The following is a 1,677-nucleotide window of genomic DNA, read 5'->3' on the forward strand; positions in this document are numbered from 1 at the left end:
CCTGGCGAACGCGCGCGCGAGGCGGCGCTCGACGCCTTCGTGCCGGCGGTGCTGGCGATCGCGCCGGAGGCCACCGGCGGGCCGATCGCGGTGCGCGGCTCGGCCCGCACCATCCTGAGCGCGTTCGCGCAGGCCGGCGCGTGGGCGGTGCTGTCGATCGCGATCCTGCTGTGGCTGACGCTGCGCCGCTTCGCCGACGTGCTGCGCACGCTGGTGCCGCTGCTGGTATCGGCGGTGCTGACGCTGGAGCTGTGCGTGGTGTTCGGCATCGCGCTGAACTTCGCCAACGTCATCGCGCTGCCGCTGCTGCTCGGCATCGGCGTCGCCTTCAAGATCTACTACGTGATCGCATGGCGCGAGGGCAAGACCGGCCTGCTGCAGTCCAGCCTGACCCATGCGGTGCTGTTCAGCGCGGCGACCACCGCCACCGCGTTCGGCAGCCTGTGGCTGTCCAACCATGCCGGCACCGCGAGCATGGGCAAGCTGCTGGCGCTGTCGCTGGTGTGCACGCTGGCCGGCGCGGTGTTTTTCCAGCCTATTCTGATGGGACGGCCGCGCCAGTCGCGCTGAATTGTCCGAGGCCGCGGACGGACCGACCACGACGCCACCATGATCGCCATGCCAGAGCCCTCGTCCCCTTCGCCCCTTTCACGCCATTGGCTCCTTTCACGCCATTGGCTCCTTTCACGCCATTGGCCCCGTTCACGCCTTTCGCCCCTTTTACGCCTTTCGGACTCTTCGTCTCCGTTGCCCGCGCCGGCAGCGCTGCACCGGCTGATCCCGCTTGCCGCGCTGTGCTGCGCGGCCTGCGCGACCGGGCCGAACGCCAATCCTGCCGACCCGCTGGAACCGCTGAACCGCGCCGTCCATACCGTCAACGACAAGATCGATACCTATGTCGCGGTGCCGGTCGCCAAGGGCTATCGCCGCGTCACGCCGCAGCCGGTGCGCACCGCGGTGACCAATGTCTTCAACAATTTCGGCGACGTCGGCAACGCGATCAACAACCTGCTGCAGGGCAAGGGCGTGGCGGCGGCCGAGAGCGTGATGCGGGTCGCGATCAATACCGTGCTGGGCCTGGGCGGACTGATCGATATCGCGACGCCGGCCGGGCTGCCGAGGCATCCGCAGGATCTGGGCCTGACGCTGGGCACGTGGGGCGTGCCCTCGGGGCCGTATCTGGTGCTGCCGCTGTTCGGGCCCAGCACCGTGCGCGATGGCATCGGCATGGCCGGCGACGTCTTCACCGATCCGGTGACTTATATGGATCCGGCCTGGCGCAACAGCCTGTTCGCGCTGCAGTTCGTCAATACGCGCAGCAATCTGCTCGATGCCACCAGCCTGCTGGAGCAGGCCGCGCTGGACAAATACAGCTTCGTGCGCGACGCCTATCTGCAGCAGCGCCGCCAGCGGCTGCGCGGCGGCGAGTCCGGCGATCTGCCGGACTATGGCGACGAGGGGGACGAGGCAGACGGCGCGCCCGGCGCAGCGTCGCCAGCGACGGGGACGCCCGGACCCGCGGTCGGCTCAACGCCGGCGCCAGTTCCAACCCAGGCTCCAGCGCCCGCCCCGGCTCCCGCTGCAGCGCCGGCCCCAGCTCCAGCTCCAGCTCCGGCCCCAGCCCCGGCCCCGGCGCGCGCCAGCTGATGCAGCAGACGCTCGACGGCAACGGCTCCG

General features: G+C 70.2%; 1 protein-coding gene and 1 pseudogene. Both read left to right on the plus strand.

What is annotated here, in order from left to right; genetic code table 11:
* Positions 1–570, plus strand: a pseudogene (locus F1599_RS06165) (MMPL family transporter); the annotation flags it as partial.
* Positions 571–747: 177 nt separating this feature from the next.
* Complete coding sequence (locus F1599_RS06170) at positions 748–1,647, plus strand: MlaA family lipoprotein (protein ID WP_223819508.1); 900 nt, start codon at positions 748–750, stop codon at positions 1,645–1,647.
* Positions 1,648–1,677 lie beyond the last annotated feature (30 nt).

The sequence above is a fragment of the Cupriavidus cauae genome (genome assembly GCF_008632125.1).
Taxonomy (GTDB): Bacteria; Pseudomonadota; Gammaproteobacteria; order Burkholderiales; family Burkholderiaceae; genus Cupriavidus; species Cupriavidus cauae.